Annotated in this window: 10 protein-coding genes; 2 read left to right on the plus strand and 8 right to left on the minus strand. The window is 39.7% G+C overall.

What is annotated here, in order from left to right; translation table 11 throughout:
* Nucleotides 1–557: 557 nt before the first annotated feature.
* On the minus strand, nt 558–1,256 hold the full coding sequence (locus H6G14_RS23255) for a M48 family metallopeptidase (RefSeq protein WP_190570063.1): 699 nt from the start codon (nt 1,254–1,256) through the stop codon (nt 558–560).
* Complete coding sequence (locus H6G14_RS23260; RefSeq protein WP_190570065.1) at nt 1,253–4,435, minus strand: type I restriction endonuclease subunit R; 3,183 nt, start codon at nt 4,433–4,435, stop codon at nt 1,253–1,255. Before H6G14_RS23260 ends, H6G14_RS23255 begins: the two co-directional genes overlap by 4 nt.
* A 423-nt stretch (nt 4,436–4,858) precedes the next feature.
* Between H6G14_RS23260 and H6G14_RS23265 the strand changes: the two genes are divergently transcribed.
* Nucleotides 4,859–6,364 (plus strand): reverse transcriptase domain-containing protein, encoded by a 1,506-nt coding sequence (locus H6G14_RS23265; RefSeq protein ID WP_190570067.1) that lies wholly within the window; start codon nt 4,859–4,861, stop codon nt 6,362–6,364.
* Here the strand turns inward: H6G14_RS23265 and darG are convergent.
* The 6 genes from darG to H6G14_RS23295 form a co-directional block, all read right to left on the minus strand.
* Nucleotides 6,357–7,421 carry a type II toxin-antitoxin system antitoxin DNA ADP-ribosyl glycohydrolase DarG gene (gene darG / locus H6G14_RS23270; protein ID WP_190570069.1) on the minus strand — a complete coding sequence of 355 codons (1,065 nt, stop codon included), beginning with the start codon at nt 7,419–7,421 and terminating at the stop codon, nt 6,357–6,359. The genes H6G14_RS23265 and darG overlap by 8 nt on opposite strands.
* 66 nt (nt 7,422–7,487) lie before the next feature.
* Nucleotides 7,488–8,111, minus strand: a complete 624-nt coding sequence (darT, locus tag H6G14_RS23275; RefSeq protein WP_190570071.1) for a type II toxin-antitoxin system toxin DNA ADP-ribosyl transferase DarT — start codon at nt 8,109–8,111, stop codon at nt 7,488–7,490.
* A gap of 44 nt (nt 8,112–8,155) precedes the next feature.
* Entirely contained in the window at nt 8,156–9,487 is a 1,332-nt protein-coding gene (locus tag H6G14_RS23280) for a restriction endonuclease subunit S (protein ID WP_190570073.1), read from the minus strand.
* A complete protein-coding gene (locus H6G14_RS23285; RefSeq protein ID WP_190570075.1) occupies nt 9,480–10,544 on the minus strand; it encodes a hypothetical protein in 1,065 nt (354 codons plus the stop codon). Before H6G14_RS23285 ends, H6G14_RS23280 begins: the two co-directional genes overlap by 8 nt.
* Nucleotides 10,544–12,079, minus strand: coding sequence for a type I restriction-modification system subunit M (locus H6G14_RS23290; protein WP_190570077.1), 1,536 nt, complete (start codon nt 12,077–12,079; stop codon nt 10,544–10,546). The genes H6G14_RS23285 and H6G14_RS23290 overlap by 1 nt, the downstream gene beginning before the upstream one ends.
* An 86-nt stretch (nt 12,080–12,165) precedes the next feature.
* Nucleotides 12,166–12,594 (minus strand): MerR family transcriptional regulator, encoded by a 429-nt coding sequence (locus H6G14_RS23295; protein ID WP_190570079.1) that lies wholly within the window; start codon nt 12,592–12,594, stop codon nt 12,166–12,168.
* Between the two features lie 69 nt (nt 12,595–12,663).
* Here H6G14_RS23295 and cas12k point away from each other — a divergent pair, with 69 nt between their 5' ends.
* Complete coding sequence (gene cas12k / locus H6G14_RS23300) at nt 12,664–14,577, plus strand: type V CRISPR-associated protein Cas12k (RefSeq protein WP_190570081.1); 1,914 nt, start codon at nt 12,664–12,666, stop codon at nt 14,575–14,577.
* Nucleotides 14,578–15,370: the final 793 nt, after the last annotated feature.

Genomic DNA, 15,370 nt, shown 5'->3' on the forward strand with positions numbered 1-15,370 from the left:
CTTTAAAAAGCATAATTAGTTCGTGCAATTAAACATTGCTGAATTTGAGTAATAACTTATTCCTAATCCTGAACAAAGAATACGAGAACTCACGATTTCTCTTTGTACCTTTGTGAGATTTTTATAGTTTTACTAATTCAGCTATGACTTTTGATGAAATGGTAGATTGTCAGAAGTATTGTTGACTAACAAAACAGCGCAATTCAATAACGCTTTTGGCAGTGTCATCAAAATATAATCCCCTCTCCCCTCTTGCTAGCCTTTATTTTCTAAGAAATCAAGAGGGGATATGTTTTGAAGTTAATGCTGTTAGGAGAAAATAAGACATTAAGGACTCAAAACATCCTTGAGGCAATTGCTTGTTGTCTGAATAAATAATATTTGATTAAAATGCGTTAGCAAAGCGTTCTTCAACAACTAGCAGATGCAGAGGTGAGTTCTTTGTCGCCAATGGCAATTTTAATGCTGAAATGGGCGATTAAAGAAGCGCAGACGGATGATTTGAGGCATTATTTCAACTGTGTCTAAATGCGATTGCTCCCATTATTCCAAGATTTCTATAGATTATAAATTGCTCCATTCTCTGCTAACCACTGTTTACGTTCTTGATAATTTGGCACAATTCGTTCAACTCTCTCCCAAAATGCACTGCTGTGATTTGGTTCAATTAGATGCACTAACTCATGAACTGCCAAATACTCAATCATCGTTCGCGGTAGCATCGCCACTCGCCAGTGAAAATATAAATCTCCTTTGTGTCCGCAAGAACCCCAATGATTACCTAATTCGCGTACTTGGATAGAACGAGGTGAAGCACTAACTCGTTTAATTAGTGTCGCAATTTGTTGTTCTAGTATTGCCTGAAGATGTTGGCGATACCACTGAATAAAGTTTTCTCGACCTTGAGATTGTGAGTGTCTCTGTAATTCAAAGCGGCTTTGATATAGTCTTAAGATTGGTTGTGTTTGAACCTCATCGACTATTTTGAGACGATAACTACGTCCTAAATAATAGAAACCTTCACCTGAGACGTATTCTTTAAGCTTAACTTGTGGGTTAAATAACTCTTTTTTTAGAAGTTTACTATAAATCCAATAACGTTTATCACTAACAATTTTTTCTAATGTTTCTATTGGTACTTCTGGAGGAGAAGCCAAGACTAATTTACCGTCACGCTCGACGGTAATTCCTACTGTACGGCGTTTGGAACTGTGGCGAATTTCAAAACTCAGTTCGCCAAAGGTGATAGTTGTCATGCCATTAAATTATCACGATTTCTCCGTGCTAGTTGCACTAGTTTATCTGCGACTTCTTCTATTTGGGCATAACTTACTAAATCATGATCATCCAAGTAACCTGCTATCCACTTTCTTAAGTCATCTTGGATAATTTGGCTACTCCAATTTACCCGCAGCACTTGTTGACGGATGTGTTCAACAATTTCTACAGTTGCTTGAGCAAGTTTGGGGAGTTGTTTTTGTGAATGTTCACCTAAAATATTGAGAAACGGCATTTGAGTTTTGGGATCTAATCCAGTCTCATCTTGACTACGACCAGCTTGGATTTGTTCTATATACTTCTGCAATGCCTCGACTTTTTCTTCCCAGTTATCAGCTAAAGTTTCTAAAATTTCTGTGAGTTTTTCACTTAAGTTTTTGTAGTAAACTGGGTCTTCTTCATAATTTACGCTGATATGGTGACGTGCAGCGAATTCCATTTCTGCGGCTTGTGCTTTAATCGAGCGATGGCGCTGGACATGGGTTTTAAAATCTAAGGACATGATATCAATCGGTGGCACTTTCGGGTCAATACCTTGAGATTCAATATATTGGTCTATTAATGCCCTAACTTTCTCTTTGGCACTAACAATGTTAAGTTTTTCATCTCTGTAGAGGTCAGCAACAGCTTTTTTAATAAAGCCAAGTTTTTTGGCATCTCGAACAAAATTGTAAGGTTGACGTGCTTCTGGTCGTGGCAATATTGTATCGAGAGTGTTGAGAAAGTCTTGAAAACACTCATTAAATTCGATTCTCAGCCGTTCATCTCTGAGCAAGTCTACGCAAGCATCTACATCATCAATTGTGTATCCCTTTTCAGTGAATAGAGCAATAACTCGCTGATGCCTCTCGCGCAATTTTGGCAATTCTGCACGAATATCAAACAAAGCAGATTCTGTATCAACATTCTCGTAAACTGAAAGAGCAGCAGCGATATCGACACCGTAATAATCTACTACTAAGCCCTCTGTTTTTTTGTCATTATACACTCGGTTAACACGAGCGATCGCTTGCAGCAATTCGTATTCTTTTAATGACCTATCTAAATATAAAACTTGTTCTAACGGCGCATCAAATCCCGTTAAGAGCATATTTTTTACGATTAAAATCGCTAAACTGTCTTGCTCTAAAGGTTTTTTAAATTTCTCAATATTAATTTCTTGTTGACTTTTATCTGTCCACTTTTTCCAACTAGGATCGTCTCCCTTATCACCAGAAATCACAGTAGCAAATTCTAATTTGCGGATAATTTCAAGATGTGGGAGTGCTTGAGCAAAAAAACGAGTTTCGGCATCACGCAATTCTAAAGCCTCTGCGTCAAGACTTTGCAGAATGGGGGCGCGTTGTTCTAGTTGCTGTACTATTTCCCGTTGTGCTTCCACAAATGCTTCTTGGTAACGGACTGCGGCCAGACGCGTAGAGGCGACAACTTGCGCCTTAAAGCCTCCGGCTAAAATGCGCTCAATATAATGACGCAACATACTTTTAGCTTTGGCTTTAATTAGTTCCCGTGCTTCGCCAACTTGGGTTTTAGTTGCGTATTTGGCTTTAATTTGCGATCGCTCTTCCGGGGTTTTATCAGCAAAGATAATTTCAAAAAGTTGGTCGAGGTCATCACCTTGGGTAATAGTCCCTCTAGCTTCTAATCCTTCGTAGATAATAGGTAAAGTGACTTTATCTTCTTGGGATTTGCGAATATTGTATTCGTCGATAAATGAACCAAAAATTTGCAGGGTGGTTTTTTTGGCAGCTTTGATGATGGGTGTACCAGTAAAGCCAATACGGACACAGTTAGGTAATGCTTCTAATAAGTTGGTGTGGAGAGTTTTGGCGTGAGAACGGTGTGCTTCGTCAATTAGCACTAAGATATTTTCGGAAGGATTGAGGTTTTTGGGAATTGGTTCAATTTCTGCTTCTTCCTCAGAATCTTCCCCGCCTTTAAATTTTTGAATCATTCCGAAGACTAAGCCAGCACCTGGTTGTTGCAGGTATTGTTCTAGTGTTCTAACTTTTTTCGCTTTTTGTAATGGTTCTCCTGTGAGGACTGCGGTATCTGCAAGTTGTTTTTCTAAGTCTCGGCGGTCAGTGACGACTACAATTTTAAAGCGGCGTAATTCTGGAATAGCACGAATTTTCCGAATTAAGTAAACCATTGTCAGGCTTTTACCTGAACCTTGGGTATGCCAGATAATTCCGCCGCGTTGGTCATCTGTGCCATGTTGGTCGCGGGTTTGATTGTGTTGAAGTCGGTGTAAGGCTTTATAAACTGCCCGATATTGCTGGTAACGGGGGACAATTTTGATAGTGCGTCCGCCACTGGTTTTAAATAAAGTGAAATTATGCAGGATGTCGATAAGATTAGCTGGGTTCAACATCCCGGCGATGAGGGTTTGGCGTGAATTTAATTCCGCAATGCGTAATTGTGCAGCAATTTCCGCTTGGGGGCTGGGAATGGTATCTTTCCACTCAACATAATGTTCATAATTTGCGCCGATGGTTCCGGCTGCTGCCCGTCCTCTAGAGGCTGCTATCATCAGCAAATTGTAGTGGAATAATTTTTCTGCGCCTTCTGGTTGGCTGCTACCTCGTTGATTGGAGTATTTTAATAAGTCTTGAATTGCTTCGGTTATTGGGTTATCTAAATTGGGGCTTTTGCATTCAATCACTACTAAAGGGATGCCGTTAACAAGTAGTACGATGTCTGGGACGATAAATCCTCGATTACCTGTTGCCCAAGGCGGGTCTACTCTGTATTGATTGATGGCGAGAAAATCGTTGCGATCGCAATGTTCAGGATTAAATTCAATAAAATGCACGGTGTGCTGTTTACCGTCTTGCCCTAAAACTGTAGTGCCTTTAAGTAGTAATTCTGTGGCGGCTTGGTTAGCTTCCATTAATCTATTTGCACCCAGGCGTTCTAACTGACTGACTGCGGTTTGAACTTGTATGTCATCTAGCCAAGGGTTGCCGTTTTCGTCTAAGTTGATGCGTTTGATGGCGGCTTTGAGGCGTTCTGTTAGTAGAACTTGCTTGAAGTTTTCTCGTTCGGTAACTTTGGCATTGTCCCAATCTCCTTCAATGTACTGCCAACCGATGCTGATGAGTTGTTGAATGGTAGGCAGTTCTACATGAATATACTCAGGAGTTTGTTGGGACATAAATTATTTTGACAAGTCTTCTAGTATGATTTTGATGAATCCACTCTATTGGCCATAGCGTGATCATACTTAATTTATATTTTTCTGGTATAGAAAATTGTAGTCATAATCAATTGATTAATATATCGTGATATGCTCTCTAATAATGCTAGGTTAGGTCTTTGAACCTGCCGTGAGATGCTTAAAAGCCTCTTATCCCAAGTGGGTAGCTGTTCCAAGCTATGCTAAACTATAGCAGAGGAAGAAATAATAAAGATCCACCTAACCAGGAGTTTCTTTATACCTATTAGAAATAATAGGTAATGGTTATACTCTACACCAGAGTAGAGGAGACAGGTTGATAAAGTGCCTTGCGTTCCCTGTCCGCCTTAGCAGTAGGCACTTTTAAATTATTCAATAATTACTAAAATAGTAAAAATAAATATGTCCAAGTTGTTGGACGATATACTCACTGAGTATTTTCAGCCTGAGAAGCTAAAGGCTGCCTTTGAAGCTTACGAACGACAAAAAACTGATTTCTTGCAGCAGGGTGAGCCAAAAGTTCAGATGGGGGTAGATGGTATTTCTTACCAAACCTTTAAAAAGGAACTTGATTTACGTTGTCAGCTTCTATCAAGTAGATTACTTAAAGGTACATATCAGTTTTATTCTTTCCGAGAAATAGAAATTCCTAAGCCATCTGGTGGAAAGCGCATTTTATCGATTGCTACTATACGTGATGTTATCGTTCAAAAAGTCTTGTATGATGCTATTTATAAAGAGATAGAAAAAGATTTTCAAGCGACATCTAGACTAGATAAAGTTTCTTGTGCATATAGAAAGGGAAAGTCTGCACCCTATGCAGCAAACTTGATTCATGTTTATATCAAACAAGGTTTTATATTTGCCTTAGATGCTGATATAGTCAAATTTTTTGATAGGTTGTCTCATGAATATCTGTTTAGAATTATAGAGAAAAAGTTTGGTCAGGATACTCTAGCTAGTAAATTATTGAAACGGTTTATCAAAGCTGGTGGACTTCCACATAAAAATCAACGTGGCAAAACATACGGATACCGTTTTTTTCATCATCACAAGCCTATTCTAAATAATCAAAGGATTATAAGAACTCAGGGTATTCCTCAAGGTGGCGTACTTTCGGGAATGCTTGCAAATTTATATTTACATGAATTTGATTGTTGGGTTATCAATGATTTGTCGAAAAAATATCCTTTGAGATACGTCCGCTATGCAGATGATTTTGTAATACTTTTAAAACAACAAGAATTAATTGCCTTAGTACATCAAGAAGTGGCTCAAAAGCTACAAGATATAAAACTGGAGTTACATACGAATGAAAGTAAAACCAAATATGTTGATATAGCTCAAGATTTTCTGGAATTTGTTGGTTTCCAATTTACTCTTGAGCATATCAAAGTTAAACCAGCAAATATTTTAAGATTCCAAGAAAGGATTATAGAAAAAATTAATAAAGAGCCTTCTTATAAAACTGGGGAAATTCCTAAGCGTAGATTTAGATTTTTTATTAAATATGTAATTAATAGAAAAGTAACTGGGCGTGGTGAGCAAATATGTAATGTATGTGGTGGTGTGGTTGGAGAAAGAGTAAAAAGTTGGATGGGATTTTTTATGGTTATTACCGACATCCAACAAATACGTGAATTGGATAAATGGATTCGTAAAGAAGTCAGCCAACACTTTTACAAAGAATACAAACTCCGTCTAAAAAAATCGGAATTTAAAAAGGCAGGATTAATTACTCTTGAGCAGGAGTATTACAGACTTCATAAACGAAAAAGCTGTTCATGCGAAAAATGTAATTCTTCTTCAGGTGCAATAAATGACAATAACCCTGTACAGGATACAGGGGTAAGGCAACCTCTATGTTGGAATTTTATTTTGAATATTTTTAAGAAAATATTCAAATAGTTATTTCCTCTTTGATGTTTAGCCAGTTTTGCTCATACAAACGCTGCCAAGCTTTGCGAATATGTTCAGGTTTAAATAGCTTGCGTTTACGATCGCTCCATTGATGCACCAAGGCGATCGCCTGCTCACTATCTTGTGCTGGGTTAGGTTCTTTGGTTGCAACCCAATGAACTGTGGCTAGCAGTTCCATACCGTAAGGTGTTTCAAAGCCATATATGAGGTTGCCAACTCGCTCTAAACGCTCCTGGGCATCTGGTTCTGTTTCCAGAAAAGCTTGTGCTGTTTCTCTACCTTCAGGCAATACATATATTTCAGCACTGTCGGCTTTGCTAGTACCATCACCATAGCCACGAATGTAATGCCCTTCTAGGCGTTTCAAGACTTGATTGAGGTTATCAGCGTAGGGGCCATATCTATGGCTAACATAACGCAGCCTTAAAGGCTCTCCGGCTTCTTGTAAAAAATAGGGGAGTTTTTGAACTTCTAGTTTAGTCAACTCATAACCTGGAAGCCCGTACAGTTCCAGTACACGGATAAATAAAGCACGAGCGCGTGTCATTTTCGGCTTTTCGGTCGCAACAGGCATTTTTTCGGCAGCTGGTGCGCCTGTGGGTTCAAAGATAATTACCTGGACATTTGGCAGTTGAGCAAAGGCTGATTCTATCAAAGGCTTGACCTCAAACCAATCTAAACCACCGTTTCCGCATCCTAAAGGTGGAATAGCAATTGAAGTAATACCTAATTTCTGCACTTCTGTAACTAAAGCCACCAGTCCACTTTTAATATCTTCTATTTTGGACTTACCTTTCCAGTGACGCTTAGTGGGGAAGTTAATTATGTATCTGGGATTAAATAGACTACCTGTTGCTATGGTAAACATCCGCCCTGGCTGGACTTCACTAGCTTTACAGGCTTTCTCATAGTGGCGGAAGTTTTCAGGATAAGCTTGCTTAAATTGCAAGGCGATACCTTTGCCCATGACACCGACACAATTAACGGTGTTTACTAAGGCTTCGGCTTTTTCTTCTAATAGGTTGCCCTGCTTAAACTCAATCATCTCCCAATGCCGCCCATGACGTACAAATGTACTATCTAACTTTAGTATTTTACTATTTAATAATGTTTAGTAGTACCAACTAGGGTTAATCTTAACAGGAGTTTGGACATTAAAATTTTGTAGTATGTTTCTAAGCTGTTGTTCTATAGTGCTATCTATCACACCAATTTCTGTAATCAGTGACCAAGGACAAAATTGATGCACTAAGAACTCCGCTTGTCTACGGCGCGTTCTATCATTATCTTCCTCATTATTTGCCCAGTAAGTTGCTTTCATTATGTTCCAATCAATTTTAAAGAAATCATCTAGGTTATCGTAAAATTCTGATAAAGCCACGACCGCAGCATGACCATCAGTAAACGCAAAATCTAATTTATTACTCGCTATAATTTCTGCTTGAGAAACTAAATAAATTACTTTATTTTGCCCATCTTTATATTTTTGTACCTGTCCTTTGGAAATTGCATATAGCATAGGAGAACGTGGAGCGAAATAAAAAGGTATATAATCGTGCAAACATCCACCAACACTACAAGGAACGCGGATTATGCGCCTTCTATCTTGGATGTGTCCATGAGCAATATCAACATAATCAGTTTTTTTGAGCCTACTATTTGCAACCAATCCACCTGATTTTAGAATTGATGGCAAGTTATCAATGTGGGTAATGTGATAAATCGGCGTAGGCATAGATTAATTTTGTTATCAAGAGTAGTAAATACTTTATAGTCAGATTATTTAATGCTCTTAACTCGCACTTTGCCAGTTAATAAATCTTGCATTAGCCCCTGTTTTTGAAGTTTGAGCTTGTTAAGGTAGGCTTCTTCTGTGCGAATACAGTTGTCATGAGTCTCTAATATATCGGCTATGAGTTCCTGTTCTGATTTAGGTGGAAGTAATAACCTAAGTTTCTTTAAGATTCCAATAGATATTTCTGCTCTTGTTGTACCAACTACAGCTTTCTCTAGCCATTTCTGTGAACTGGGAGCAAGTAACATTTGACGTACATAAGTTGGTAAAGCACAAGATTTTAATCTAATACGTGCAACATCACGGCTAATATTGCCTTTGAACCAAAAAGGCACAATACCAACACGTCCTATAGTGCCTTTCACAGAAATTAGTACATCATTATGAATAACTCTACTGCGAATATAGCGATTTTCAATTATTTGTGCGCTTTTATGAATATTATTCTGATAGTCAGTATTTAAATTTTGAATTGCAATAACAGGTACACCCGAATCAACATAAGTTCCTGGTTGAACAATCCCGTAACAAATAGGTGCATCATCAACTGTAACTTCCTCGAAAGTAGGAGTTTGCCAATCCTTCGGAATTTTTCCTAGTGGCGAGTCTTTGAACTGTTCAGGATGCGCCTGTGGATCTCTCAATTTGCCATCTTCATCTAAGCCGCGTGTGAGTAAGTCTTGCAGTAGTCCGGCTTTGGTTTGTTTAAGTTTTATAATAAGGGAAGATGTGCGGGCGATCGCTTCATCCACCGTATCCAAAATTTCAGCAATACAAGCACGCTCCTCTGGCGGAGGAAAAGGAATAATAAAAGAGCGAAGCTGCTGGTAATTTAAACCTTCACGGTTTCCACCTGCATTTAGTCGATCAATCTGAGATTGTCCAATATGAGATGCAAGTACAGATGACAAAAAAATTGCGTCTTGACGGTTGGGATTAAATAGCCGAATTGCACAAACGTGCTGATTAACGTTAGTTGTACCAAGTCCTTGAGGCACAGGACAGCAGCGACCTATTGATGCACCAGTAATATTGATAAGAACATCATGCGCGAATATCTCGCTGCGTTTCATACTTTCATGTGTTCTTAAATTTATATATGCAACTTCATCTAATAACAATCCACTAAAGGTGACATTTTGGCTACGAATAAATAATATTCCTTCTTTTGTATATACATTGCTTCCGCCTCTGGGAGTTATACCACTACCTACATGAACAGCAATTTCATCAATGGAAACAACATCCCAATCCTTTGGAATTATCCCCAGAGGCGAATCTTTAAACTCCTCATTTTTAACCAAAACCTCACGCATAACCCAACCCTTGCAAAAACTTATTCAACTTCTTCGCTGCTGCATCCCGTTCCGTCTCAATATCCTGCAACGTCACCTGATACTTATCCCACCAATTTTCTACCGCAGTAATCACCTGCTGACGGTGCGCGGTGACATATCGCTCCAATTCAGCAATTAACCCATCTTTGAAAATTGCTAACACCAAATCTCGACAATCTTCATCATTTAAAGCAGCCCGCGCAGCTTCCAAACGCTTCACTAATTCATCCTTTAAAATCTTTAATTCTGCCTTCGCTTCCCGCAACTGCTTGGCAATTTCCTTATAGGGTTCTAATTGAGCTTCTATCTCGGCAATTTCCGCTTCATTCTCTTGAATAAAAACCTCAAGTTCAGCAATTTTATCCTTAGTTAATAACGGTGACTTCTTTAAAATCTTGAGTTCCTTCTTCGGCTCTTTAATCGAATTTTTAAGATATTTAAGCTTTGTTTCTAAATCCTTGACAATATTAACTGCTTCTGATTCTTCCCCTTCTTCAGCATCCGCCTCAGCTTCCTCACCCTGCTCAAAAGCTTCCTTTTGCTGTTCCAATTCTGCAATTTTCGCCTCAGCCTCAGCAATATCTTGTAGATAATCCGGCATCAACCGACCCACCAATTTATGATTTAGAGGGTCAAATTTTGCCTGCTTTTTCTTCTCATCCTCATCTTGCTCTAAAGCATCTTTAATTGTATCTATCCAACTATTAACTAAAGCACCAAAATCTGACTCTGATAAAGTTCTCAGTTCATACCTCTGTTCATTCCACCAACTAGCAACTACACCCGTAACTTTAAAGCGGTCAAGTAATCCCACAGGTAGCAAACTATCCACAAAAGAAGTCAAAAATTCAGCGCGGAGTTCCATCACCTTTTTAGTTTTAGGCAACTCACTCAAACTAGGTGCGTGTATTTGCCACCATGCAGCAAACACACTATAAAGTTTGCTTTCTTGCTGCTTCACACCAGCATCAGATTTTATAAAACTTTTAATCTGCCCTCTATCGCTAATTGCAGAAATAAAATCCAAATAATCCACTAATTCCTCTCCGCTAAAATTCTACTTGGGTCAAACCCATGTGCTGCTAATAATTCGCGCTTCGCTTCGACCTCAGCCTTGGGTATTCCCCCAAATAAATGCGCTTTTACATCTTGTGGTTCTGGTGGCGGCGCATTATCAGCATAGCGGCGGATATTACAGTTGTAATCGTTGTCTTTTAATTGTTCTTGAGAGACTACAGCCGAATACCCAGGTAAAGCCACAAAATTTTCAAACACCCAGCAAATCTTTTCAATATGCTCAGGACGCAAATAATTTTGAGCGCGACCTGCATAATATTCTGCATCAGCATTAATAAACAAAACTTTTCCCTGACGTTCTACAGGTTTCGCTCCTTGGGGACACATCACCAAAATACAGGCGGGGATACCTGTACCATAAAACAAATTGGGTGGTAAGCCTATCACAGCCTCTAATTGATCATTTGTAATAAAACTCTCCCGAATTTTCTTTTCTTCTCCGCCGCGAAACAGCACCCCGTGCGGCATTACTGTCGCCATCATCCCATCAGTTTTGAGAACAGCTAACATATGCTGGGCAAACATCAAATCTGCTTTTTTACCCGTCTCAGGACAATACCCATGTGTAAAGCGATCAGGGAATGCAATTCCCTCACGGGTATAGTTTTGCGAAAAAGGCGGATTACTGATTACTCTATCAAAGCGTGTCAATTCACCGTTAGCAGTATGCAGGGGATTAAATAGAGTGTCGTCATTGTGGATATCAGCATCTCGAATGCCGTGCAGCAGCATATTAATTTTGCAAATTGCCCATACGCCACCGTTATTATCCTGACCAGATAAAGCTAAATTTCGGGCATCACCACCGCATTCTTCTACATATTGCTTCGCCTGAATTAGCATTCCACCTGAACCACAGCAGGGATCATAAACTGACATTCCGGCTTGGGGTTTAAGCAACCGCACCATCAGTTGCACGACTTCACGGGGAGTATAAAACTCACCCCCTTTCTTCCCGGCTGAATCTGCAAACTCTTTAATTAGGTATTCGTAAGCAGCACCCAACAAATCAGGAAATACAAAATCTTCATTTCGCAAAGGATATTTACTGAAGTGTTTAATCAGTTCCCGCAACTTAACATCAGGAATCCGATTTTTACCGGCTTGACGATTAAAATCAATATGTTTTAATACGCCTGTCAGCGTTTTGTTACTGTCCTCAAATGCTGTCAAAGCATCATTTAGCCCTTGACCTACATTTTTATGTAGCTCATCACGAATATATTTCCACCGCGCTTTTTCTGGTACAAAAAAAGTTTCTTTGTAAGTGGTGGGATTTTCTGCCCTCATGTTTGCTTCTTCTTGTGTCCGTCCCCTTTGCAAATTCTGCTGCAAAATTTGCTCATACTGCTGCTCAAACACATCTGAGGCGCGTTTTAAAAAAAGCATCCCGAAGATGTATTCTTTGAACTCCGAAGCGTCCATCTTGCCGCGCAGAATATCCGCAGCAGAAAAAAGATGACGTTCTAGTTGCGGCAGCGTGAGTTTGCCCATAGTAGATGCTGAGATTGCGACACTAATGCTTTGCCAGTATATCTCTTGTTGAGAGACACTCCAACACACTTCCAAATTGCTGAAGTCTAATTTTTCAATTTGCTGGCTATACGCTCGTATATCGTATCTAACCATACTGGAATTACAGGTTGACCTGCTTTTATTTGGGCGATCGCTTGTTCTAATTCAAACTCTACAAGTTCGAGCGATCGCTTGTGATTGACCCTTCTGAGCATCCATCGTGTACCTTTACCAGATTCAAATAATTCTGGTTCCTTGTCTTTCAATATTTTCAGCGTAGTGCTAGCAATATCAAAATTTAGCCCCATAGACAAAAAATACAACATTGCTGCCAGTTCTATTAAATTCGGCTTTGAGTAATAAATACTACGCCCTGTTCCAGTCTCACCGATAACAGGCATAACTACACCCTTTTCTCGCCAATATTGAAGCTGGCGCAGAGTGCAGCCCGTGATTTCAGCAGCTTGTTTACTCGTAAAAAACGTTTCTTGCATGAAATCATTGTAGGCACACCAGCTAATTAAACATTTATGGTATTATTAGACATATATGTTAGAGAATTTATGAGCCAAATCACTATTCAGTGTCGTCTTGTAGCTTCTGAGCCATCACGTCATCAACTATGGAAGTTGATGGCAGATTTAAATACGCCACTGATTAATGAATTATTGGTTCAAGTAGCTCAACATCCTGAGTTTGAAACTTGGCGACAAAAGGGCAAACACCCGACTGGTATTGTCAAAGAACTATGTCAGCCTTTGAAAACTGACCCTCGTTTCATCGGTCAACCAGGGCGATTTTACACGAGTGCGATTGCCACAGTGAATTACATCTACAAATCTTGGTTTGCATTGATGAAGCGATCGCAATCCCAACTAGAAGGTAAAATGCGCTGGTTGGAAATGCTCAAAAGCGATACCGAATTAGTAGAAGCTAGTGGAGTTACTTTAGAGAGTCTTCGTCGTAAAGCTGCTGAAATACTGGCTCAATTTGCTCCCCAGACAGATACAGTTGAGGCACAACCAGCGAAAGGAAAGAAGCGTAAGAAAACCAAAAAATCAAAAAATTCAGATCGCGATCGCAGTATCTCTAAAACTTTGTTTGAGTCTTACCGCGACACAGAAGATATTTTGACTTATTGTGCAATTAGCTATCTTCTCAAGAATGGGTGCAAAATGAATGATAAAGAGGAAGACACTCAAAAGTTTGCTAAACGCCGTCGTAAGCTTGAGATTCAGATTGAACGCCTGAGAGAACAGCTAGAGGCACGAATTCCCAAAGGTCGAGATTTAACAGATGGCAAATGGTTAGAAACTCTTTTGCTTGCCACTCATAATGTTCCTGAAAATGAAGTGGAGGCGAAATTTTGGCAAGACAGTCTTCTAAAAAAATCGAGCAAAATACCTTTCCCAGTTGCTTATGAAACTAACGAAGACATGACTTGGTTTAAAAACGAGCGTGGACGTATTTGTGTGAAATTCAATGGATTAAGTGAGCATAGCTTCCAAGTCTACTGTGATACTCGCCATTTACACTGGTTTCAACGCTTTTTAGAAGACCAACAAATTAAGCACAACAGCAAAAACCAACACTCTAGCAGCCTATTCACTCTCCGCAGTGGACGTATTACTTGGCAAGAAGAGGAAGGTAAAAGCGAACCTTGGAAAGTTAACCGCTTAATCCTTTACTGTTCTGTAGATACTCGCCTGTGGACGGCTGAAGGAACAAATCTAGTCAGAGAAGAAAAAGCAGAAGAAATTGCTAAAACTATCACCCAAACAAAAGCCAAAGGCGAACTCAACGATAAACAACAAGCTCATATAAAACGGAAAAACTCTTCTCTAGCCAGAATTAATAACCCCTTTCCCCGTCCCACCAAGCCATTATATAAAGGTCAATCTCATATTCTGGTTGGTGTCAGCCTTGGTCTTGAGAAACCTACAACAGTAGCAGTAGTAGACGGCACTACAAGTAAAGTCATTACCTACCGCAGCATTAAACAATTACTGGGTGATAATTACAGACTGCTAAATAGACAGCGACAACAAAAACACACCTTATCCCACCAACGCCAAGTAGCTCAAATAGAGGCTGCACCTAATCAATTTGGGGAATCAGAGTTAGGGCAGTATGTAGACAGATTACTAGCTAAAGAAATTGTAGCGATCGCCCAAACATATAAAGCTGGCTCTATTGTCCTGCCTAAATTGGGCGATATGCGAGAACAGGTACAAAGTGAAATTCAAGCAAAAGCCGAACAAAAATCGGACTTGATAGAAGTTCAACAAAAATATGCCAAACAGTACCGAGTTAGTGTCCATCAGTGGAGCTATGGTCGATTGATTGCAAGTATTCAAAGTCAGGCAGCTAAAGTCGGAATTGTGATAGAGGAATCGAAACAACCCATTCGAGGTAGCCCACAGGAAAAAGCGAGAGAATTGGCGATCACTGCTTATAATTCTCGCCAAAGAACCTAATTGACAAAAAGCAGAACCTTGAAAATAGAATAGATATAACTAATAGCGCCGCAGTTCATGCTTTGTTTAAAGCCAATGTACTGTGTAAATGTGGGTTAGTTTGACTGTTGGAAAACAGTCTTGCTTTCTGACCCTGGTAGCTGCCCACCTTGATGCTGCTGTCCCTTGAGGACAGGAATAAGGTGCGCCCCCAGTAATAGAGGTGCGGGTTTACCGCAGTGGTGGCTACCGAATCACCTCCGATCAAGGAGGAACCCACCTTAATTATTTTTTTTGGCGAATCGAAGCGGGGTCAATTTCCCTGGGAAGCTGCCAAACTTTCAAATCGCTTAGTGGTTAAGGCTTGTAGCTTTTATCATGTCAGTTAATTTACTTTTTTAAGTGTTCACAGACAGGCGATTTTGGCAGACCTGACAAAAATGCTTCTGAAAGTCTTTGCTAGTGAAGGATTTGAGGCGCTGAGTTTCAATACCCCTCACAGCTTGGGGCGGGTTGAAAGAAGCCCCAAGCATCCACACATTGGGTTGCTTCAGCGTTTCAATACCCCTCACAGCTTGGGGCGGGTTGAAAGATATATTTAATTATAGGTAATCAATGAATAAGCGAGAGTTTCAATACCCCTCACAGCTTGGGGCGGGTTGAAAGCTTGACGAATAGCATCTATCAAGTTCACCTTTTGTAGTTTTTAGGACTTACGCATTGACAAAATGGCAAAAGAGTGGATTGATAAAAAGTATCATCTACTCACTAGGTATCGAACAATCAGAGAAATCAGCAAACCCTCGACAGCACA

This window comes from Nostoc parmelioides FACHB-3921 (assembly GCF_014696625.1).
Lineage (GTDB): Bacteria > Cyanobacteriota > Cyanobacteriia > Cyanobacteriales > Nostocaceae > Trichormus > Trichormus parmelioides.

What these genes read in the sequence shown, in the direction of transcription:
- H6G14_RS23260 (WP_190570065.1), bottom strand. Translation starts at nt 4,435, where the DNA reads ATGTCCCAACAAACTCCTGAGTATATTCATGTAGAACTGCCTACCATT.
- H6G14_RS23280 (WP_190570073.1), bottom strand. Translation starts at nt 9,487, where the DNA reads ATGCGTGAGGTTTTGGTTAAAAATGAGGAGTTTAAAGATTCGCCTCTG.
- darG (WP_190570069.1), bottom strand. Translation starts at nt 7,421, where the DNA reads ATGATTGAGTTTAAGCAGGGCAACCTATTAGAAGAAAAAGCCGAAGCC.
- H6G14_RS23290 (WP_190570077.1), bottom strand. Translation starts at nt 12,079, where the DNA reads ATGGGCAAACTCACGCTGCCGCAACTAGAACGTCATCTTTTTTCTGCT.
- H6G14_RS23265 (WP_190570067.1), top strand. Translation starts at nt 4,859, where the DNA reads ATGTCCAAGTTGTTGGACGATATACTCACTGAGTATTTTCAGCCTGAG.
- darT (WP_190570071.1), bottom strand. Translation starts at nt 8,111, where the DNA reads ATGCCTACGCCGATTTATCACATTACCCACATTGATAACTTGCCATCA.
- H6G14_RS23295 (WP_190570079.1), bottom strand. Translation starts at nt 12,594, where the DNA reads ATGCAAGAAACGTTTTTTACGAGTAAACAAGCTGCTGAAATCACGGGC.
- cas12k (WP_190570081.1), top strand. Translation starts at nt 12,664, where the DNA reads ATGAGCCAAATCACTATTCAGTGTCGTCTTGTAGCTTCTGAGCCATCA.
- H6G14_RS23255 (WP_190570063.1), bottom strand. Translation starts at nt 1,256, where the DNA reads ATGACAACTATCACCTTTGGCGAACTGAGTTTTGAAATTCGCCACAGT.